The 18,890-nt window shown below is 58.4% G+C and carries 20 protein-coding genes and 1 tRNA gene; 8 read left to right on the top strand and 13 right to left on the bottom strand.

The window, feature by feature from the left end; translation table 11 throughout:
- Positions 1-38 precede the first annotated feature (38 nt).
- The gene (locus ACM6I6_RS19280) at positions 39-1,061 is read left to right on the top strand and encodes an FUSC family protein (protein WP_323626149.1); all 1,023 of its coding nucleotides are present in this window, start codon (positions 39-41) and stop codon (positions 1,059-1,061) included.
- 5 nt (positions 1,062-1,066) lie between these two features.
- Here ACM6I6_RS19280 and ACM6I6_RS19285 read toward each other — a convergent pair whose 3' ends face one another.
- Complete coding sequence (locus tag ACM6I6_RS19285) at positions 1,067-1,960, bottom strand: DMT family transporter (RefSeq protein ID WP_323606410.1); 894 nt, start codon at positions 1,958-1,960, stop codon at positions 1,067-1,069.
- Positions 1,961-2,096: 136 nt separating this feature from the next.
- Between ACM6I6_RS19285 and ACM6I6_RS19290 the strand changes: the two genes are divergently transcribed.
- Positions 2,097-2,534, top strand: coding sequence for an Lrp/AsnC family transcriptional regulator (locus ACM6I6_RS19290; RefSeq protein WP_007987480.1), 438 nt, complete (start codon positions 2,097-2,099; stop codon positions 2,532-2,534).
- A 66-nt stretch (positions 2,535-2,600) separates the two neighbouring features.
- On the opposite strand, the gene ACM6I6_RS19295 is transcribed toward ACM6I6_RS19290, so the two are convergent.
- Positions 2,601-3,272: a Bax inhibitor-1/YccA family protein gene (locus ACM6I6_RS19295; protein WP_034147218.1), complete on the bottom strand. Its 672-nt coding sequence runs from the start codon at positions 3,270-3,272 to the stop codon at positions 2,601-2,603.
- A gap of 123 nt (positions 3,273-3,395) precedes the next feature.
- Between ACM6I6_RS19295 and ACM6I6_RS19300 the strand changes: the two genes are divergently transcribed.
- From ACM6I6_RS19300 to ACM6I6_RS19325, 6 genes are all read left to right on the top strand, one after another.
- Positions 3,396-3,483: transfer RNA gene (locus ACM6I6_RS19300), tRNA-Ser, on the top strand.
- Between the two features lie 206 nt (positions 3,484-3,689).
- Positions 3,690-3,899, top strand: a complete 210-nt coding sequence (locus ACM6I6_RS19305; protein ID WP_414920601.1) for a hypothetical protein — start codon at positions 3,690-3,692, stop codon at positions 3,897-3,899.
- Between the two features lie 141 nt (positions 3,900-4,040).
- Positions 4,041-4,448, top strand: a complete 408-nt coding sequence (locus tag ACM6I6_RS19310; protein WP_414920522.1) for a very short patch repair endonuclease — start codon at positions 4,041-4,043, stop codon at positions 4,446-4,448.
- Positions 4,449-4,485: 37 nt separating this feature from the next.
- Positions 4,486-5,865 (top strand): DNA cytosine methyltransferase, encoded by a 1,380-nt coding sequence (locus ACM6I6_RS19315; protein WP_414920523.1) that lies wholly within the window; start codon positions 4,486-4,488, stop codon positions 5,863-5,865.
- Positions 5,866-5,882: 17 nt separating this feature from the next.
- Complete coding sequence (locus ACM6I6_RS19320) at positions 5,883-7,325, top strand: McrB family protein (protein ID WP_414920524.1); 1,443 nt, start codon at positions 5,883-5,885, stop codon at positions 7,323-7,325.
- The gene (locus ACM6I6_RS19325) at positions 7,325-9,058 is read left to right on the top strand and encodes a DUF2357 domain-containing protein (protein ID WP_414920525.1); all 1,734 of its coding nucleotides are present in this window, start codon (positions 7,325-7,327) and stop codon (positions 9,056-9,058) included. The genes ACM6I6_RS19320 and ACM6I6_RS19325 overlap by 1 nt, the downstream gene beginning before the upstream one ends.
- A gap of 89 nt (positions 9,059-9,147) precedes the next feature.
- On the opposite strand, the gene ACM6I6_RS19330 is transcribed toward ACM6I6_RS19325, so the two are convergent.
- From ACM6I6_RS19330 to ACM6I6_RS19380, 11 genes are all read right to left on the bottom strand, one after another.
- On the bottom strand, positions 9,148-9,720 hold the full coding sequence (locus ACM6I6_RS19330) for a hypothetical protein (RefSeq protein WP_414920526.1): 573 nt from the start codon (positions 9,718-9,720) through the stop codon (positions 9,148-9,150).
- Between the two features lie 115 nt (positions 9,721-9,835).
- Entirely contained in the window at positions 9,836-10,630 is a 795-nt protein-coding gene (locus ACM6I6_RS19335; protein WP_414920527.1) for a DNA adenine methylase, read from the bottom strand.
- A 151-nt stretch (positions 10,631-10,781) separates the two neighbouring features.
- On the bottom strand, positions 10,782-11,327 hold the full coding sequence (locus ACM6I6_RS19340) for a lysis protein (protein WP_414920528.1): 546 nt from the start codon (positions 11,325-11,327) through the stop codon (positions 10,782-10,784).
- Positions 11,318-11,977: a glycoside hydrolase family 19 protein gene (locus ACM6I6_RS19345; protein ID WP_414920529.1), complete on the bottom strand. Its 660-nt coding sequence runs from the start codon at positions 11,975-11,977 to the stop codon at positions 11,318-11,320. Before ACM6I6_RS19345 ends, ACM6I6_RS19340 begins: the two co-directional genes overlap by 10 nt.
- Positions 11,978-12,033: 56 nt before the next feature.
- Positions 12,034-13,086: a phage late control D family protein gene (locus ACM6I6_RS19350; RefSeq protein WP_414920530.1), complete on the bottom strand. Its 1,053-nt coding sequence runs from the start codon at positions 13,084-13,086 to the stop codon at positions 12,034-12,036.
- Positions 13,087-13,158: 72 nt separating this feature from the next.
- On the bottom strand, positions 13,159-13,368 hold the full coding sequence (locus ACM6I6_RS19355; RefSeq protein WP_414920531.1) for a tail protein X: 210 nt from the start codon (positions 13,366-13,368) through the stop codon (positions 13,159-13,161).
- Positions 13,343-14,188, bottom strand: a complete 846-nt coding sequence (locus ACM6I6_RS19360; protein WP_414920532.1) for a phage tail protein — start codon at positions 14,186-14,188, stop codon at positions 13,343-13,345. The genes ACM6I6_RS19355 and ACM6I6_RS19360 overlap by 26 nt, the downstream gene beginning before the upstream one ends.
- A 9-nt stretch (positions 14,189-14,197) precedes the next feature.
- Complete coding sequence (locus ACM6I6_RS19365; RefSeq protein ID WP_414920533.1) at positions 14,198-16,738, bottom strand: phage tail tape measure protein; 2,541 nt, start codon at positions 16,736-16,738, stop codon at positions 14,198-14,200.
- Between the two features lie 132 nt (positions 16,739-16,870).
- The gene (locus ACM6I6_RS19370; protein ID WP_414920534.1) at positions 16,871-17,188 is read right to left on the bottom strand and encodes a phage tail assembly protein; all 318 of its coding nucleotides are present in this window, start codon (positions 17,186-17,188) and stop codon (positions 16,871-16,873) included.
- Between the two features lie 11 nt (positions 17,189-17,199).
- Positions 17,200-17,703, bottom strand: a complete 504-nt coding sequence (locus ACM6I6_RS19375; protein WP_414920535.1) for a phage major tail tube protein — start codon at positions 17,701-17,703, stop codon at positions 17,200-17,202.
- Positions 17,704-17,715: 12 nt separating this feature from the next.
- The gene (locus ACM6I6_RS19380) at positions 17,716-18,876 is read right to left on the bottom strand and encodes a phage tail sheath subtilisin-like domain-containing protein (protein ID WP_414920536.1); all 1,161 of its coding nucleotides are present in this window, start codon (positions 18,874-18,876) and stop codon (positions 17,716-17,718) included.
- Positions 18,877-18,890 lie beyond the last annotated feature (14 nt).

Here is an 18,890-nt window from a genome sequence, read left to right on the forward strand (position 1 = left end):
CCAACCTGAGCGCATCCACGGCCCTTCGCCTGCCACCGCTGCTGCGTCGGTTACTGCGTCCGTTGCTGGACCCGTACCGGCGTTATCGCCATGCGCGGATGATCCATGCGGTACGGGTGTCGCTCGGGTTACTGGCGTCGATCCTGCTGACCACCGGCATCAACCTGCCCCACGGCGAGTGGGCCTCGGTGACGATGCTGGTGGTGATCGGCGGCTTGCAGCACCATGGCAACATCGGCAAAAAAGCCGCCGAGCGCGCCATCGGCACCCTGGTCGGGGCTGCTGTCGGCCTGGTGCTGGTGGTGCAACAGTCCTGGCTCGGCCTGCCGTGGCTGACCTATTTCGCCATGGCGGTGGTGTGCGGATTTTTCTCGTACCACGCCATCGGCAAAGGCGGCTACACCGCGCTGCTGGCCGGCATTACCGTCTTCATCGTCGCCGGCCATGGTGACAATCCAGTCTCCGACGGGCTGTGGCGCGGGGTCGACATCCTGATCGGCATCGCCCTGGCCCTGGCGTTTTCCTTCGCCCTGCCGCTCTATGCGGTCTATTCCTGGCGTTACAACCTGGCTGACGCCTTGCGAGATTGCGCGACGCTCTACGGGCGCATCATCAGCGGCCAATCGGTGACGGCCGACGAACACCTCAAGCTGATGGGCCGCCTCAACACCGTGATGGTGCAGCTGCGCTCACTGATGCCATCGGTGTCCAAGGAGGTGAAGATTTCCATGACCGAACTCGATGCCATCCAGCGCCAACTGCGTCTGTGTGTCAGCACCCTGGAGATACTGGGCAACACCCGGCCGGACGCCAGTGACCTGCAAACGGCATTGAAAGCGGAGCATCGGCTGATTCGCGTGCAATTGATCGGCATGGCTCGGGCGCTGAAGTCCGGCGTCACCGAGCGGCTGAACCGCCCCATGGCGTTACCGGTCGTCAGTCTCGAAGCACCGGTGTACAACGCCCTGGACGGTTACCGTTTATTGACTGAGCAACTGGCCGCCAACATCGGCGATATGCGCCAGCGCCTGGCCAGGACCGCGCCGAACTGGAACATCTGACGGGTTCATGGGGTCACTGTGCGCCGGAATTTCAAACTCCAGCCCTGCTGCATGCCGGCAGCGGCCAGCAGAATCGCGGCAACCCCAATCCATTGCAGCGGTTCCAGGCGATGGCCGAAGGCAAACCAGTCGACGAAGATCGCCGCAATCGGGTAGATGAACGACAGCGCGCCGGTCAGCGCCGTCGGCAGTTTCTGGATCGCGCCATACAACAACACATACATCACGCCGGTGTGCACGATGCCCAGCGTCACCAGGCTGCCCCACTCGCCCGGCGCTTGCGGCAGCGCCGAAAAATGCGCGAATGGCGCGAGCAGCAGCACGCCGGTGCTGACCTGGATCAGCGCAATCAGATGCGGTGGCGTCCCGGTCAGGCGCTTGATGATCAACGCCGCGATCGCGTAAAGGAACGCTGCCCCCAGCGCCAGGACAATGCCGATCAGGTACTGGCTGCCGCTTTCGCCCTGACCGCCATGGGCACTGACGATCGCCAGCATCCCGAGAAAGGAAACCGCCAGCCAGGCCAGTTTCTGCAGGGTGATTTTTTCGTTGAGAAACAGCGCCGCCAGCCCCACCAGCATGAACGGCTGGACGTTGTAGACCGCCGTCCCGATGGCTATCGAGGCCCGGGAATAGGAGGCGAACAGCAGCACCCAGTTGCCGACAATCGCCACGCCGCTGAGCACCGCCAGCAGGAAGGTGGTGCGGGTCAGGATGTCCGCACGCAAAAAACCGAAGGCCGCGCAAATCAACAGCAAGGTGCCGGCGCCGAACAGGCAGCGCCAGAACACCACATCCAGCACCGGTTGCCCGGACACCAGCACGAACCAGCCGATGGTTCCGGAGATCAGCATGGCGGCGGTCATTTCGAACGAGCCGCGACGTATCGAGTTGTCCATCATCAGACTCCTGTGATTGATGGGCAAAGTATGCCAATCGACCGGGGCGCTGCTCCAGTGCAAAAAGCAGGCTAAACTTCGAATCTGCCTTTTATGCGAAGGCGATTTTACAAAACTGCCTAATTGAGGTTTCGCCATGACCGATGACATCGACCAGGTGCTGATCACCGCCTTGATGGAAGACTCGCGACGTTCGCTCAAGGCCCTGGCGCAGATCAGCGGCCTGTCCTCGCCCAGCGTCGCCGAGCGCCTGCGCCGTCTCGAGGAACGTGGGGTGCTCAAGGGCTACACCGTGGAAATCGACCCGAAGTGTTTCGGTTATCAGCTGCAGGCCATCGTGCGCATCCGCCCGCTGCCCGGCCAGTTGCAGGAAGTGGAACGGCAGATCATGGCCATCCCCGAGTTCACCGAGTGCGACAAGGTCACCGGTGACGACTGCTTCATCGCCCGCCTGCATGTGCGCTCGATGGAACAACTGGACACCCTGCTCGACCGCCTCAACACCCACGCCGAAACCAACACCGCCATCGTCAAGAAAACCCCGGTCAAGCGCCGCCTGCCACCCATGGCATAGCCGCCGGTACAGAAGCCGGGCATAAAAAAACCCGCCGAAGCGGGTTTTTTCAATCATGGCTGGCGATCAATCATCGCGGCTCATGATGCCAAACAGCTGCAACAAGCTGATGAACAGGTTGTAGATCGATACATACAGGCTGATGGTAGCCATGATGTAGTTACGCTCGCCGCCATGGATGATGGCGCTGGTCTGGAACAGGATGCAAACCGAGGAGAACAGCACGAAGCCCGCGCTGATCGCCAGTTGCAGGCCGCTGATCTGGAAGAAGAAGCTCGCCAGCGTCGCACCCAGCAGCACAAAGAAGCCCGCCGTGATGAAACCGCCGAGGAAGCTCATGTCCTTGCGGGTGATCAGCACATAGGCCGACAGACCGCCGAACACCAGGGCCGTCATCGCAAACGCCGAACTCACGACCTCGGCACCGCCCTGCATGCCCAGGTAACGGTTGAGGATCGGGCCGAGCAGGAAGCCCATGAAACCGGTCAGGGCAAAGGCGGACACCAGGCCCCAGGCGGAATCACGAAGCTTGTTGGTGAGGAAGAAAAGGCCGTAGAAACCGATCAGCACCACGAAGATGTTCGGGTAGCCGACACGCATCTGCTGGGCGACAAACGCCATCACGCCGCTGAATGCGAGGGTGAGAGCGAGCAAGCCGTATGTGTTGCGCAGGACGCGGCTAACCTCTAGCTGCTCAGCCTGCACGCTGTTATTAACTGCGTAATCCTGTTCGCGCATGGCGACACTCCTGTTGGTTTGAAACGTTCAGTCGCAAAGATCATAACAGACGCCCTGTAACAAGCTATGCAGAGAGTTTGACAGTGTGTTTCATTCAGGTATTATGGCGCCCGCAACACAAACGGAGGTGTGGCCGAGTGGTTTAAGGCAACGGTCTTGAAAACCGTCGACTGTAACAGGTCCATGAGTTCGAATCCCATCGCCTCCGCCATCTTTATACGACAAAGCCCTGATTTTTCAGGGCTTTTTCGTTTCTGGGATTTGGCGAAAATCCGACCACACCTGAAGCGTTACAAAACTTTTCGGGTGTCGTTACAAAACTATCCTTTTTTTACCCGCCTTCCGGCATCCTGCCAACAACCTCGACCACCACCGAGAAAATCCTGCTGCTGCGCTGAAATCCACGGAGGATTCACGATGTCGAACTCAGACCTGCTCCCTTCCCTGCTATTCAAGATCAACGAAAACCAGCTCGCCCTTGAGGCTGCCATCCTCGAGCTTTCGAACTGGGTGGAGCAACGCGGATCAGCCGAGGTTGCGGACAACGTCCGCGGGGCTCTGGACACAATCGACCGCAATGAGGAGTTCATCAAGATGACACTCGCGGTGCTCATGACACCTGAGTGATTTCCCTGTCTCACTGTCACAAGTAGCAGTTGACGCGGCGCTAGATTGTTCTCACCGATCATGCGCAAACAAAATCTGGGACGTGTAGGGCCGTCCGCCCTTTGCACCAGCACCGAAAGTGACCGCCTGATAGAATGACGCATGGACCGCATTTCCATAGAGGAGCGGAGCAGACAAATGTCGCTCGTACGCTCCAAGGACACCAAGCCAGAGCTACGCGTACGGAAGCTGTTGTTTTCCATGAAGTTTCGTTATCGTCTTCATGCTAAGGACCTTCCCGGGAAACCTGACTTGGTGTTCCGTTCGCAGAAGAAAGCGATTTTCGTGCATGGCTGCTTTTGGCATCGACACGCCGGCTGCAGCAAAGCGACGACGCCATTGAGCAGAACAGAATACTGGTTGCCAAAGTTTGCTAAGACGCTGGAGCGCGACCAGGAGAGCTTGGAGAAGCTTCATGCGATGGGTTGGCAAGCCCTCGTCGTGTGGGAGTGCGAGCTAAAAAATATGGACGTCCTCGCCACCAGGCTAAGGGCGTTTCTAAATGATTGAAAAGGCTCGAAGCCTTCTTGGGATGAGACTGCATTAAATGAAATACACGCTTGCCGAGTTCTTTAGTGGTTGCGGGGGCACCTCTCGCGGCTTTACCCGCTCGGGTCGATTTAATGTTGTACTTGGCAACGATGTGAAGGCCGAGGCGCTCAGAACCTTCGCCTACAATCACCGAAATGACGACGTTCCCCCCATCACAATTCGCGAAGACATTCGCACACTGGAAATTTCGCAGATCCATAACGCCATGAAGGAGCGCGGGGTTCAGCCCGGCGATTTAGACTGCATGATTGGCGGCCCGCCTTGTCAAGGCTTCTCCCAGATGCGTCGAGTTGAACATCGAGAAAAGGGGAAAATCGTTAAATTCAGCGGGTACAGTAAACTGGCCCATGACCCGCGCAACGACCTCGTCTTGCGCTACCTAGAAGTCGCAGAGGCGCTGCGCCCAAAGTTTTTGGTCATTGAAAACGTTCCGCAAATGCTAAACCACGGTTTTGAAGGCAGACTTGGCAAACTCTCCGAAATCGTCATTGAAATGCTGGAAAAAGACCTTGGCTACAAGGTGGAAGTCGCAGTACTGAATGCTGCTGACTATGGTGTTCCTCAGTTACGCGAGCGCGCCATCTTCATCGCCAGTTCAATTGGAGCCGCATCGCTCCCCCCCGCGACACACGCCGACCCTTCCAAACCGCATTTACTGGCACAAGGCCGTTTGCCGTGGGTGACTGTGGGCGATGCAATCCGCGATTTACCAACACCTTCTGATAAAGCGGATGAGATGGGTGGCATGGGACTGGATCTTTATGCCGGCCATCCGAGCGCATATGCAGCGGCCATGCGTACTTCGTCATCATTTCCCTACAACCACGTTACGCGCACCTACAAGCAAGCGATACTGAACATCATCAGGGAAATGCGCCCTGGTCAAACATGGGACGCCGAGAGCAAACGCATGCGCGCTGACTATGAAATCGCCATTGCCAAATTTGCGAGTGAGCAAGGGATTCCCAGCACAGTTGCTCGTGAACTGCTTGAACAGTCTGGCCAGATTAACCCCGTTTTCTATAAAGATTATTACTGGAGCGCATACACTCGATTAGCGTGGGATGCACCAGCTCTGACCATTACGGCCAATGCAAACTTCCTTGGTTCCGGTCGATTCTCTCATCCCGAAGCGCTTCGTGGCATCACCATGCGCGAGGCTGCCAGACTTCAATCTTTTGATGACGACTTCCGTTTCATCACTTCCGATAACGAACACTTGGACAGCGCGCGGATGGGGGTAGGCATGGACATGATCGGGGAAGCGGTTCCGCCTGGATTGGCACAAGCCATCGCAAAGCATCTGGCAACTCAGCTCGATGCGCACCGCACGGGGCTTCGACAGAAAGCACAAGAAAAAGTCGTCACCGCCTAAAAACAAAAGGGTCCTAAATGTCTCTTACCAACGACCAAGTTACAGAGCTGGCGCGCAACGCCGTAAAAAAGATGTACGCCGAAAACGGTGCTGACTTCAAATTTCCCGCTGATGTGATTTGGCAAAATACTCCCCCAGGCGTTCAAATCCCAAGTACTGCTCGCCCACATCAGCCAAAGCGACTGATGAAGGAGGGGCTATTGGAAAAAACTGGCGCTATGGCCAAAGCTCAATCTGAAGCGCGTAACGGTAGCTCGACAGCGGAGTATCGCTTCGGTCCAAGTCTTGTAAGTCGTAGCACTCCAGCAACGCTGCTCCCCCTCGCAAATTCAACTCGAGCCAGCGACCTATTGATTCGTCTCCAATCGAAGATCGAATCTGAAGGCTATGTATTTTCGGTGGCAGAACTCGCCAACTTTTATCTGGCGATGATGGTTAGCCCATTAGTGATCCTCTCTGGTATCTCCGGCACAGGCAAGAGCCTACTGCCACGAAAATTTGCAAAGCACTCTGGGTCTGAATTTAAGCTTGTTCCCGTTCAGCCGCAATGGTCCGACAACAGCGACCTATTCGGTTATGTACCGACACTTTCTCCCTCCGAGTTTATTGAGGGGTCACTAATCGCCAGCATAGTAAAAGCTAAAGAAAATCCATCAACCCTTACAATCACCCTGCTTGACGAAATGAACCTCGCACCTGTAGAGCACTACTTCAGCGATTTTCTCAGTATTGCAGAGACTCGGCGCCGGGACAGTGGAGTAATTGTGACGGACCCGCTCCCAATCGAACTACCAAAAGTTTCGACAGAACCGCCAGACAAATATTCCCATCTTGAAAATATCGGCCTACCCCATAATTTACGCGTTATCGGGACCGCCAACATGGACGAGACGACCCATTCATTCAGTCCAAAAGTGCTTGACCGAGCGTTCACAATTGAATTTGACGATCCTGACTTAACTTCCTTTGCGAACTTCACTGTGACCGCAGAGGAGGACTTTTCGAAACTTGCGGATCTGATTGTAGACGCTAAAAACCCTATCTCCATTCAGGAAGCCTACCAGGACAGCCAAGCGCTCTTTGATGAGGTAGCCGGTTTACTTCAGGAGATACAGGACATTCTCTCTCCGGCGGGCATTAAATTTGGCTATCGCACTCGTGACGCAGTGCTGCTTTACTTGCATTTTTGGAAGCAACTCGGCTTGGAGGACATTGTTAGCTCCAATGCCGCGCTGGACTTCTGTCTGATTCAGAAAGTTTTGCCAAAGATTTCTGGCAGCGGCGACAAGTTAGGGGACGCGCTAACGGCGCTTACAGAGTGGCTCAAGAGCGAGCGGATGGGTGATGATAATGTTGAGCCGCTCACTTTTACTGGGCCATTCACTCGGAGCCAGCAAAAAGTGGAACGCATGGCCACCCTGCTTGATGTTGACGGTGCGACTCATTACTGGGGTACTTGATGCCTTTACTTCTAGAAGCAGAGGGCTTGGGTTGGAAGCTAGAAATTGTTGGCAAGCTTCCAGATCTGCCGCCCTTCATCGCTGTGATGCCGCAATTTTCAGTTTCAGTAACTGGCGCGCTCTCCTGGTTGCAAACCCTGGATCGTACGTCCCAACAATTGGTGCCCACCGCTTCAGGTCAATTAATCGAACCGCTGTTCTTTGAGCAAATTGCCTACGACATCCATCTTGAAAAGTCGTCGGATGTAAGCGTGGTGTTGCCGCCAGGAGCAGAGGCTCGTCGCATCCGTCCGAACTCTGAGCATCATGTAATCAATTTTCGAAACAATGTCGGTTTTGTCGACATTCGCATAGATGCGCCAGACGGTTCTGTAACCCTTCGCCTAGAAGTGTTCTCGCGGAAAATTGACTACCGAACCGACTACGTTTTGATGCGCGACGATGTGTCCAAGACCCTTCGCAATTTGGCGATGACGGCTAATTCCAAGAGTTACAGCCTTGCAGCCCCGGATCGAACCCACAGACCTACGCTTGTAGAATGGTTCGCCTTGCTTAAGGGTAATTTTGAAGAGTTCATTAAGTTGACTAATGCGGTGGCTAGAAAACCGCATAGCGGCTTGACTCGCAAATCGGTTAAGAAAAAAACTGAGCAAGCACGTAAGCTTTCTCGCCAAACAATCTCACGGGCACTGCGCCGGGAGAATGGGGGGGCCGAGATTCCACGACTGAATGTCGCACTACCGCGGAAGATTAATGAAGAGGTGACCGCAACTACCTTCGACACGCAGGAAAATCGCTACTATAAGGGGTTGTTGAAAGCGACTTATCGAAATGTGCGCGCCCTGTCTCGCGTTCGTCAAACTGGCGACGAGGATGCCGAACAAGATTCGGAGATGCGCTTCTTTGATTCTATTCGCTCCGAACTGAAAGCGATGGAGCAGCGTTTGGAGGCGGCATTGAAAGCACCATTCCTTGCTGCTGTCGGTGAGGCGACTCTGTTACAACCAAGTTCAATGGTCTTTCACAAGCATCCGGTTTATTCGCGCATCGACAAGATAGCTAGACTACTAAATGGCGGGCTTTCATTTACGGGCAACATAGTTCCAATCGGAGTAAAAGACACGGCGCTGCTTTATGAATACTGGTGCTTTTTGAAAATTGTCGAATTGCTCTGCGAGCGATTTGAATTAGAGGAGCAAACAGTCGTCAAAGTGAATCGCTTCAGAACTACAATCACGTTGGCGAAGGGCGTCACTGCTGCAATGCGCTTCTTACACCGCCCAACAAACCAGAAAATTTACGTCATATATAATAGGCTGTTCGGCAGACTGCCAACGATCGCACAAAAACCTGACAATGTAATTCAAATTACAAGTGATAAACGATTTTATATATTTGATGCGAAATACCGCATACAGTTCGACAGAGAATACACTAATCACTACGGTGGACCAGGCCCGACCGTCGAAGATATTAATACTATGCATCGATATCGGGATGCCATTGCTATACCACACCCGATGCGCCCTAATGAATATATAACCGGCGTCGTACAAGGAGCGGTAGTTTTATTTCCTCTCTCAGATGAGACAACCTACCAATCACACAAATTTTACAGAAGTATTTCCCAAGTAGAAATTGGCGGTATTCCATTTTTGCCACAATCGACTTTTCTGATGAAATCCAAGCTTTTGGCAATTATTGATTCTGAGCTTCTATTAAGAGAACAATGATTTGACGACAACCCTGCAATAGAAATCTGATTACAGGGTTGCGGACGCACTAAGAGTGCTTCCCCACGCGTACGCGGGTAATTATTAAGCTAGCTACTACTAGAGCCTTCACGTGAAGAATTCGCAACACGACTGCGAGTCGCCAACTCAACTCGCTCATTGATCGCAATATAAATATTTGATGAAAACATCCCGACAATGACGGCGACCAATGTCAAGGAGTAAAATTCATTCCCCGCCAAAGCAACCTTATCGCTGACTCCGCCCACTAGCTGCTCATGAGCAATATATGGAGCAACCAAAGACAAGAAAACCTTGCTCTTAATGCTCAACCATGAAAACGCTCCCATCATTCCTGATGACAACATCGATCTCCAGTTCTCTAGTACTTCCATACCAGAAAGCAACAACCGGGCACTTCCACCTAGCGCTCCCCAAAAAAAAGGAATTAGAAGCAGAACTAAAGCGTTATAAAACTGAGTAACAACACTTAAAGTATCACTAGACAGCACAAATATTTCCTGATTCGCCCGAGCTGTAAAGTAAAAGACCCCCACGAGCAATACAAAAACATACAAACTTGCAATCTTAAGATAACTTGATTTCTTGTTATTAACAGATTCAACTAGCTTATCAGCAACATCATTTAAACTTGAAGTCATATTACTATTTCCGTTGTCCCAACAATAAAAAACACGCAAAGCTACTATTTTGCCAGCATCATGTCCAGTTTTGATGCGACAGCATCCCTACTGACGCGAAACGCCTTGCTACTTTTTAGAACAATCCGCCTAGCACAGCGGGTGCCCAGTTCATAATCACTAGTTCACCGCTCACCTCGGCCTTTCCTTGCCGCTGATTGGTATTGCAATACCGGATGTCCAGCGTCTCGAAATGAAAGCCATCAAACACACGGCGGATATCTGGATGATCGTTGATGCTGACCATCACCTTGCCTTTGCAGCGACGCATGAAGTCAGCCATCCGCTCATAGTTCTCGAACGGAAAATCCACCCCATAGCCGGCAGTCTGCCAGTAAGGCGGGTCCATGTAATGAAAGGTATGGGCACGGTCGTAGCGCTCGGCGCATTCCAGCCACGGCAGATTTTCAACGTAGGTACCCGACAGACGCTGCCAGGCGGCCGAGAGGTTTTCCTCGATGCGTAGCAGGTTGATGGCCGGGCCAGTGGTGGCGGTACCGAACGTCTGCCCGGTGACTTTGCCGGCGAAGGCATGATGCTGCAGGTAAAAGAATCGGGCGGCACGCTGGATGTCGGTGAGGGTTTCGGGACGGGTCATTTTCTGCCACTCGAATACCTGCCGGGAGCTGAGCGCCCATTTGAATTGGCGCACAAATTCTTCCAAGTGGTTTTGCACGACGCGGTACAACGTTACCAGGTCGCCGTTGATGTCGTTGAGGACTTCGACGGGCGCGGCCTGAGGGCGCATAAAGTACAGCGCGGCACCGCCGGCAAAGACTTCGACGTAGCATTCGTGCGGCGGAAAAAGTGGAATGAGGCGATCGGCCAGACGGCGTTTACCGCCCATCCACGGAATGATTGGAGTAGACATGTTAAGCAAGACCTTTACTGTATGGATAAACAGGTGCTAGGCTCGCCGCGCTTTGTGCACGGAGCAAGAGCCTTGGCTGGACTTGCAGGGACGATCTGCAGGGACGGCGGCCGGGGTCAGATGTTGACGCATCCAGCCCGGTCGCTCTTTTTCACTTCGGTGTTGAGACTTCTTTGGCGTAGGCCTGACAGGCCGCCAGCGCAATCAATCCGGTGTCGCCGTCGTCGGTGATGCCGATAATTCGTTGCGCATGCGCTGGCTCAAGGTCGGCTCTTGCGGCGCCATGAACCACGCCGCCGGGGCGGGTGGCGGCTGACACTGGCCCACCACCACTGGCGGCGTAGCCGCTGGCGAGTAGGACTGACAACCGCAACTCGCCAGTAGCAAGACGATTACGCAACTGTTTCTGATGAACTTCTGCACGCTGTAATTCCTGGTAATGGCTTTCATCGTTGGTCTGTAGCCGCGCCTCGAGCGCGCGGCGATCGGTCTTTTGCTGCTCCAGCTGGCCCACCACCGCTGCCAATCGCTGGCCGTGCTCTTCGGCGGCCTTCTCGCGCTGCTTGGCCAGCGCCTGACCATAACGCCAGTCCTGCACTTTCCAGGCGCTGCCGGCACTCAGGCCGGCCAGCAGCACCAGGACGAGCACCAGCGCCAGGGCGCGATAGCCGGCAGGTATCCAGTCGATCAGGCGCATAACACCGCCTTGGCCTTGGCCCAAAGCTCGCGACGCTCGGCCCGGCCATTGCCGCCGCCATTGATCACGCTGCTGATCCCGTCGAATAACCCGAGGTCGGCCTTCTCGCTCAAGTTGCGATCCCACCAGAACCAGGCCGCCGACATCGCCGCGTATTCCGCCTGCTCCAGCAGCTCGGGTTGCTCGATCAGGGGGACGCCCAGGGCCTGGCCGCACAGCCGGTAGTTGTCGCGAAAGGTGATGCCGATCAGGCCGCGCGCACGGTACTTGTAGCCGTCGCCGGACGCCTCGGGACCGTTACCGTAACGGCCGCCATACACCCGGTTGGCCAGCTTTTCCGAGTTGCGCAAATAGCCCTTGGCAAACTCGACCTCGGCCGGATCGACGCGGCCGTTATGGTTAAGGTCAAAGCCATACTTGAACAACTGCGCGACCCGCTCGGCGTCCTTGTAATACAGGCTTTCCGTCAGCTTGGTCAGCTGCGCCGACTCATGGCCGATCTGCGCCAGAAACGCCGCCTGGCGCGCCCGGGTGTTGATATCAAAGCGGGCCATGGCGCGATTGAGCGCCGGCAGGAACGCACCGACCACCGGCCGGCAGTTGGGCAGGATGGCCAGCAGGTGCTGTTGGGTAAGCGGGGGGTAAGCCATTGCATGAACTCCAGGCATAAAAAAACCGCCCGTAGGCGGCCAGAGAAAAAGGGGGATCACTGCGGGGAAACGACTTTCAGCGGCGTGGAGGGCTTCTTGCCCTTGCCCTTGCCCTTGGCCTTGGCCTTGCCCTGCTTGCCGCCGTTGCATTCAACCGTGGTCGACCAGCCGGATTGGGTGAATACCTGTTCCAGGGAATCGACCAGGTACTCACCATCGAGCCCGACCTTGAAGCCCGATGCGTTAATCACCCGCTCGGCAAAGAGGTCGGTACGCCCGGGCATTTCCAGGCGCACAGCGGCGGTCGAACGGTTGAACGCGGCCAGGCGCGCCTTGACGGCCTGCTCGGCGGCGGTCTTGGTCGGGTGAATATGCCGATCGGTATGCACCGGCGGCAGGCCGTCCGGCGCGTCGGGGTTGCTCAGACTGACCACCGCCAGCTTGCCGGTGGTCTTGTCCTGGTACTGCGCATTGACCGCCTTGTGGGTCGAGCGATCGCCGAGGCGGAATGAAAAGCGGCTGACGTCGGCCCGGGTGATGGTCACGACGCCAAAGGCCTTGCCGCTGGCCGTGACGCCACCCTGACGCGGCATCACCAACAGCTTGCCGTCCGCCACCTTGGCGGTGCAATCGTGCTGCTTGGCCAGCCGGGTGATGAAATTAAAATCCGATTCGCCGAGCTGGTCAGCCCGGGGCACGATCGTGCCCACGGTACAGGCCGGCTCCCAGCCGTTGCGCCGGGCGACGGTGGCCACGATCGCGGCCAGGCTGACGCCTTCCCAACTGCCGCTGCGCGTGGTCTTGCCACTGCCGCGCATGTCGCTGGCCTTGCCCCGGATCACCAGGGTATCCGGCGGGCCGGACAGCTCGATCTCGTCGACCGTGTAACGCCCCAGGCGCACCAGGCTGGTTTCGGCATAGCCCAAATAGATTTCGATGCTGGCCCCGCGCCCGGGCAGCGACACGGCGCTGTCCCGGTCATCAATGCGCAATTCGAATTCGTCCGACTCCATGCCAGGTTTATCCAGGGTGCGCAGCAACAGCAGGCGGTCGTTGATCAGGCGGGTGATGTCGCTGCCGTTGGCAACGATACGAAACAGGGGGGTCATGGCGACTCCAACAAAAAGCCCCGCATTAAGGCGGGGCTCGGGGGAATTTCAACAGGTCGTTACGCGTAACGCTTAAGACCACAACTGGATCACCTGGTCATCGCTGGCCCGGGCCAGGTCGGGCAGCGCGATCAGCAGCCCGCCGCGATACGGCTGGACCTCGACCGACAACCCGGGATTGACCGCAAGGACCGCCTCGACGCTGCCGTCCAGGTGGCCGTAATAGTTGTGACAGAGGGTGTACAACACGTCTCCGTCAGAGGTTCTGCAAGTCCTCGCCATAGCGGACAAACTCCAGAGTAAAGGCTTGTTTGCGCGGGATACCGCCCTGCAACAGGGCGCTTTGTTCTTCCTCGATGTTGGTCAGGCACCAATCGCCCAGGACCAGGCCATAACCGGTGGTCAACCCCAGCGGCAGCAACTGGTTGCCGATGCTGCGCAGGGTGTCCAGCTGCTTGAGCCCGCCCTTGTGCCCGGGAAAGATCGCGCCCTTGAGGGTCATTTTCTCATCGCCGATGCCGACCGCCTGTTGCGCCTGGCGCCGCGTTAGCCGCTCCTGGCTGGCCCAGCGAAACGCGCTTTGCCGGCGCAACTCGTCAAAGGCGGCCGTGTCCAGATTGAAGTAATACGGCTGCGCGGTGGTCTTGTGCGGTTGGAGAATCAGCAGGTGCGGAAAGGCCTTGATCGCCTCCACCGCCGGCGTTTCGTTAGGAGCAAACACGCTGGTGGGCAAGATGTCGGCCAACGCCGGATTGAGCTTGCCGGCGATCTGGTTGATCGCGCTTTTGGCCCGGGCCGCCTGCGCACCCAGCACGCCTAAGCGCTCATCGATCTGCGACACGGCGCGCGTGGCCTGGTTGTAGACCGCCACCACCTTGCCGACATTGGCCTGGGCGGTGTTGATGCCGCGCATCACCCGTTGCAGTTTCTCACCGACGATCGGCCCGACGATCGGCAGGCTTTCCAGCTCCGAAGCGGCGCCAGTGATTTCACTGATCGCACCGTTGACCGGGCCCAGCATGCCGTCCAGGTTGCGCCGCCCCGCCTCACCGGCCGACGCCAGATAACCGAGGGTGTTTTGCATCTGCTCCATGTAGGCCATGGCACCTCCTTACCCGACGTGCGGGCTGTCGTACAGTTGGCGAGCATTGGCTCGGCGGGCCGAGTCTTCCAGCTCCCGCGAAAAGTCGCGGAATCGGTCCTGCAACATCGTGTCCAGCTGGCGGGTCAACTCCGCCGGGTCCTTTACGTCGCCCTCGATCGTGATCGGCATATGCGGGGCAAAGGTGATTTTCTGATCGATCGCGGCCGGCTGGATCTCCGGCTTGAGCAACAGCGGCGACGGCGGTAGCGGCGGACCCGCCGGGGCCGTCATCGAGCGCACGACATCCCCCGGCGCCGACTCACTGCCAAACAGCGACTTGGCCAGCGTCGACTTGCCCAGCATCGCCCCCAGCGATTCGCCCCCCATCGCGCCCAGTATGGCGCCGACCATGCCGCCCACCGCCGTGCCGAGGATGGGCACCACCGAACCGATCGCCGCGCCGGCGGCCGCACCGGCCATGGTTCCCGCCAGGCCGCCGGCGGCGGCGCCGTAGCCTTCGCCCTTCTCGTCGTCGGTCTTGGCCGTGTTGTACGTCTCAAAGACCTTGATACCCGCCTCAACCACCGTTTCGCCCGGGAGCGCCTTGCCCAGCTTGCCAAGCTTGCTCACCGTCCCGACCACATCCTTGAGGCCGAACCCGGCGGGCGACGACGGGGCCACCGGTGGCGATACCGGTCGCGGTGGCGGTGCCGGTCGAGGGGCCGGTCGCGGCCCGGGCCGGCGCGACCGACGCGGTGCACGACGACTGCCGGCCCCCGCGCCCGGGCCGCCGAAGTCGCCGGCGTTGACCACAAAGACCTTTTGAATGTGCGCGGCGCCGGCCGTTTCGCCAGGCTTGCCGCCGCCCAGGGCATCGAGCACCGTCCGGCCGGTCTCCACCGGATCACGCCGTGCGCCGGCTGGCGGCGCCGGCGCATCGTCATCCGGGGCCCCGCCGTCACGCGCGCCCAACCGCCCCCGAGTTAAATTGAGCAGGCCCTGGCCGATCTTGATGGTTTTCAGCACCGTCATGGCCGCCAGCGCACTGGCGCCCAGGCCGGTCAGGCCCATGACCAGCGTCGGCGACGCATCGCTGATACTTGTAATGCCCTTGGCCGCCGAGGCCAACCCGCTGGCCAGCGCATCGGTGGCCGGGCGAATCGCGTCACCCACACTGCGCAACGCCTCGTTGCCCGCTTGCAGCGCCTCGCTCCACTTTTGCGACGAGGTATCGCGACGCTCTGCCAGGTTCTTGTCGAGGATGCCCGAGGCGTTGCCCGCATCCTTTTTCAGCTGGTCATACAAGGCCTTGTTCTGCACGTAGGCGGCCAGCGCCGACTTGACCTGCATGTCCGCAAAAATGTCGCCGGTGCGCAGCATCTGCTCCAGGTTGGCGAGCATTTCCTTGGCCTTGGCCGGGTCGGTCTCCTGGTTGATCTTGGCCGTCGCCTCGGCCATGGCCTGAGCCTTTTTCGGGTCGGTGGCTTCGACATACCGCTTGGCCAAGCCAAAACTCGCCTCCAGCGTCGACATGCCATTTTGAATGCCGTCATTGAGCGACTTCTGGTAATCAATCCCCGCGTCTGCATATGACTTGACCACATCCCCGGAACCGATTTTTTCGATCCAGTTCTTGAGGTTGTTGGCTGCCTCGTCGGCGGTGCCGGCGGTCTTCATCTGCACCTGGAGCATCGAGCCCAGTTGCGTCACCGCATCCATGCCGGTGATGCCTTGTTTCTGCATACCGGCCAGCAGTTCCGGGAACCAACGCGCCATGTCGCTGGCTTCGAAGCTACCCGCCTGGCCTTGATAGGCGACTGCCTCCAGGGCCTTTTCCAGCTGCTTGGGGTCGGTGATCTTGGCGTTGCTTTGCAGCGCGTAGATCATCTTAGCGGTGTCGACCCCGGTCGAGCCCTGACCGATCACAAACTTGGCCGCCACCGGGGCGAACTCCAGCGCTTGGCGCAGCTCCATTCCGGCGCCGACCAACTGGTTCACCACATCAGCCACGTCATTGCGACCCATGCCGACGTCTTGCGAGGTCTGAATCACCCGGCGCGACACCTGCGCTTCCTGGTCGGTCCTGGCCACCCCGGCCTTGATCGCAATGTCCCGAATGATCGCCTGATAGTCCGCGCTGACCTTGGTCGGGATCGCCACCAGGCCGGCACCGACCGTAGCCTGCGCAATGCCATTGCGTAGCGCCTGCTTGCCCTGGTCAATCTGGTGGTGCCCCTTGGCCTGCAACTCCGCGCTGCGCCCAGCCCGGCCCAGGCGGTCATATTCGCGCGCCAGGCGGCCGACCTCGATGCCCTCCTTGCGCAACACTGTTAGGTTGTTTTCCAGGCGTCGCTGTAGCGCGGCGGCGCCTTTTTCGCCCGCGTCGTGGGCCTTTTTCCACTCATCGCGCAGGCGCATAGTTTCGCCGATGCTGCTTTGCAGCACCCGCGCTTTTTTGCCCTTGTCACTCAGCGTCTTGACGCGGTTTTCCACGTCCCGGAATGCGGCGCCCACGGTCGAGCTGACCGCGCCGCCGATCACCAGGCCGAGCGCCATCTTGTTTGCCATAGGAATGCCCTGTTACGCGAAACGAAGGGAAAGGCTCAATCCGTGAGCCACCAAAGCATGCGGTCGAACCGCATGGCTTCGATTTCGCTGGCCGAGAAATGCGTCTCCCGGGCCAGCCGCTTGGCCACCGCCTTAATTGTCGTAGGGGTAAGGCTCATCATCTTCGACCAGGCGAAAATAGCCGGCCTGAATGCGGTTGTAGTCCACGATCGTCAGCGCCTCCATGTCCTTGGTGCCGGCGTCCGCCAACGAGGCGAACAGGATCACCTCGCGCTTTTCCGCATCGCCAGCGGCTTGCAGGGTGGCGGCGCGCAAATCGGCCACCGTGGGCGCGCGCAGGCTAACGCGCTGGACTTTCACCTGGTTGATCTCCGAAGCCTTGCGCAAGGTGATGTTTGCGCCCTCGTCGGTCAGCTCCAGCCAGCTTGGCAGTTTCTTGGTAGTCGTCATCGTCTTAGTCCTTAAATGCCCAGGGCGGCGCGCTCAGCGGCCAGTTGATCCACGCCATCAATGACGCGCACGCAGTTGACCGGGTCGATTTCGAAAATCACCCGGCCGTCGATTTCCAGCTTGTAATAGGTCACAGACACCGAGTATTTGAACTCGGCTTTTTCGCCCGCCTTCCACTCCCCCGGATCGACCTCACGCAAGCCGCCACGCAGGGTGGCCACCACCGCCTTGGTCGCGCCCTTCTGGCCCTTGAACGCGCCCCGGAACGACGCGTTAAAGCTGGTTTGGTCGAAGGCGCCGAAGTGCTTCAGCACCTCGCGGCGCACGCCGTTGGTGGTGAAACTGGCGTCCAGTTTCTCCAGGCCCATGTCCATGTCGATCGGCGCATCCATGCCGCCGGCGCGGTAGTCCTCGACCTTGACCGTGAGCTTGGGCAAGCTCAGGCTCGGCACATCGCCTTGCAGGCTGATACCACCGACAAACATGTTGGTGTTGTGCAGTACTTCAGGAATCATTTGCGCGCCTCCTTAGGCTACGTCGAGAACTTCGGTCATCCACTGGTTGGTTACCTCGACCTCAAAGATCGGGTTTTCCGCCGGCGGCACATCAGAGAAACGAATCGACCAGACCACCTTGCCCTGCTCGATCTGGCTCGCGGTGTTGCGCTCGGGGTCGGCAAACACTTCGAAGTTGATCACCGCGCCCTGGGCCTTGAGGTCGCGCATAAAGGCGTTGAGGCCTTCGGTCACTTCCTTGATGTAGGTCTTGGTGATGCCCAGGTCGACCGCCCAACGGTGGCCCGCCTGAATCGCCGCCATGACCATGTCGACGGTGCGCACACGGGTGACAAACGACCATTTTTCATCGCTGGACAGGGTGCGGTTGCCCCACGCCCGATAGCCGCCGTCGCGAATGATGGTGGTGATCTTGGCGTTGTTGAGGATGTTGGCCCGGCACGACGGGTCGTTGTCCAAGTACTCCACGGCGCGGCCGGTGCCGGTGATGCCGGCGATTTCCTTGTTCGACGGCGACGACCAGAAGCCATAACGCGCGTCGGTCTGCGCGAACAGCCCGGCCATCATGGCCGAGGCCGGCAGGATCTCTTCGGCGTCGGTGGTGGTGTTCCAGCGCTTGATGCCCGGGTCGACCAGGAACAGGCGTTTGTTGCTCAGCTCGGTGGCGTAGGCAATCGCCGCCTCGTCGGTCGTGCCCGGGCCGTCGACGATGCCGATTGCGCCCAGCTTGCCCACCAGCACGCCCATGGCCATGGCCACCGCTTCGGTCGCGCTGTGCTTGGGCGCCACGACTAGCCGCGGTTGCAGGTTGAACAGGCTCTTACCGTCCAGCAGGGCTTGCAGGCCGGTGCGCTTACCGTTCGCCTGGACACCGCCGATCACCGCGCTGGTCAGCGCCGCCGCCTCGCCCGAGGACGTCACACCGACCGCGACAATGACCGCCGCCGCCTGGTCAAAAATGGTAAGCGCCGCCTTGGTGATCGGCGAATTAGCGCCAAACGCGGCCACCGCCTCGCGCGGGCTGGTCAGCAGGGTGGGCACGTTGTCCTCGACCAGCCCCAGCCCCGGGGTGAAGGTGTCGACCAGGCCGATGATCGACGACGACGGCAAGCTGATAATGCGGGCGCCGGACTCGACAAGGCTGGTCGTGACACCGTGAAAGAAGCCACTCATAAAACGCTCTCCTA

Origin of the sequence: Pseudomonas sp. IT-P218 (assembly GCF_949767605.1) — a bacterium.
GTDB classification, from domain to species: Bacteria; Pseudomonadota; Gammaproteobacteria; order Pseudomonadales; family Pseudomonadaceae; genus Aquipseudomonas; species Aquipseudomonas putida_AE.

Bases quoted from the DNA above. Each gene is read 5' to 3' on its own strand.
- ACM6I6_RS19320 (WP_414920524.1), top strand. From the start codon at position 5,883: ATGTCTCTTACCAACGACCAAGTTACAGAGCTGGCGCGCAACGCCGTA.
- ACM6I6_RS19365 (WP_414920533.1), bottom strand. From the start codon at position 16,738: ATGGCAAACAAGATGGCGCTCGGCCTGGTGATCGGCGGCGCGGTCAGC.
- ACM6I6_RS19330 (WP_414920526.1), bottom strand. From the start codon at position 9,720: ATGACTTCAAGTTTAAATGATGTTGCTGATAAGCTAGTTGAATCTGTT.
- ACM6I6_RS19335 (WP_414920527.1), bottom strand. From the start codon at position 10,630: ATGTCTACTCCAATCATTCCGTGGATGGGCGGTAAACGCCGTCTGGCC.
- ACM6I6_RS19370 (WP_414920534.1), bottom strand. From the start codon at position 17,188: ATGACGACTACCAAGAAACTGCCAAGCTGGCTGGAGCTGACCGACGAG.
- ACM6I6_RS19355 (WP_414920531.1), bottom strand. From the start codon at position 13,368: ATGGCGAGGACTTGCAGAACCTCTGACGGAGACGTGTTGTACACCCTC.
- ACM6I6_RS19285 (WP_323606410.1), bottom strand. From the start codon at position 1,960: ATGGACAACTCGATACGTCGCGGCTCGTTCGAAATGACCGCCGCCATG.
- ACM6I6_RS19345 (WP_414920529.1), bottom strand. From the start codon at position 11,977: ATGGCTTACCCCCCGCTTACCCAACAGCACCTGCTGGCCATCCTGCCC.
- ACM6I6_RS19305 (WP_414920601.1), top strand. From the start codon at position 3,690: ATGTCGAACTCAGACCTGCTCCCTTCCCTGCTATTCAAGATCAACGAA.
- ACM6I6_RS19315 (WP_414920523.1), top strand. From the start codon at position 4,486: ATGAAATACACGCTTGCCGAGTTCTTTAGTGGTTGCGGGGGCACCTCT.
- ACM6I6_RS19350 (WP_414920530.1), bottom strand. From the start codon at position 13,086: ATGACCCCCCTGTTTCGTATCGTTGCCAACGGCAGCGACATCACCCGC.
- ACM6I6_RS19375 (WP_414920535.1), bottom strand. From the start codon at position 17,703: ATGATTCCTGAAGTACTGCACAACACCAACATGTTTGTCGGTGGTATC.
- ACM6I6_RS19340 (WP_414920528.1), bottom strand. From the start codon at position 11,327: ATGCGCCTGATCGACTGGATACCTGCCGGCTATCGCGCCCTGGCGCTG.
- ACM6I6_RS19295 (WP_034147218.1), bottom strand. From the start codon at position 3,272: ATGCGCGAACAGGATTACGCAGTTAATAACAGCGTGCAGGCTGAGCAG.
- ACM6I6_RS19290 (WP_007987480.1), top strand. From the start codon at position 2,097: ATGACCGATGACATCGACCAGGTGCTGATCACCGCCTTGATGGAAGAC.
- ACM6I6_RS19380 (WP_414920536.1), bottom strand. From the start codon at position 18,876: ATGAGTGGCTTCTTTCACGGTGTCACGACCAGCCTTGTCGAGTCCGGC.
- ACM6I6_RS19360 (WP_414920532.1), bottom strand. From the start codon at position 14,188: ATGGCCTACATGGAGCAGATGCAAAACACCCTCGGTTATCTGGCGTCG.
- ACM6I6_RS19325 (WP_414920525.1), top strand. From the start codon at position 7,325: ATGCCTTTACTTCTAGAAGCAGAGGGCTTGGGTTGGAAGCTAGAAATT.
- ACM6I6_RS19310 (WP_414920522.1), top strand. From the start codon at position 4,041: ATGGACCGCATTTCCATAGAGGAGCGGAGCAGACAAATGTCGCTCGTA.